General features: G+C 72.2%; 1 protein-coding gene. It reads right to left on the bottom strand.

Features of this window, described 5'->3' with window-relative positions; genetic code table 11:
* The coding region (locus ACQG3P_RS21705) for a hypothetical protein (RefSeq protein WP_426806207.1) at positions 1–230 on the bottom strand (230 nt) is incomplete at its 3' end.
* Positions 231–245: the final 15 nt, after the last annotated feature.

Here is a 245-nt window from a genome sequence, read left to right as displayed (position 1 = left end):
TCCGCGGCGTCCGGGCCTGCGGGGGCGCCGGGTTCGAGTCCATGCATGCCGCCCAGCACCATCACCGCGACGGTCAGCTCGCTCCGATCGAGTGGTTGATGGTCGAGCACATCGGCGCCCATCTCGAGTACGACCGCCGCCTCCTGCATGCCCAGCACGCTGCGCCCGCCCAGCATGGCAGCTTCGGCCAGGGTGGCGAGCGCATCCCCCACCTGCAGCACCGCGCGCATGCCCGTGCCCAACGG

It is taken from the genome of Stenotrophomonas sp. SrG (assembly GCF_050031795.1).
GTDB classification, from domain to species: Bacteria; Pseudomonadota; Gammaproteobacteria; order Xanthomonadales; family Xanthomonadaceae; genus Stenotrophomonas; species Stenotrophomonas rhizophila_A.
This window is presented reverse-complemented; position numbering and strand designations above follow the sequence as displayed.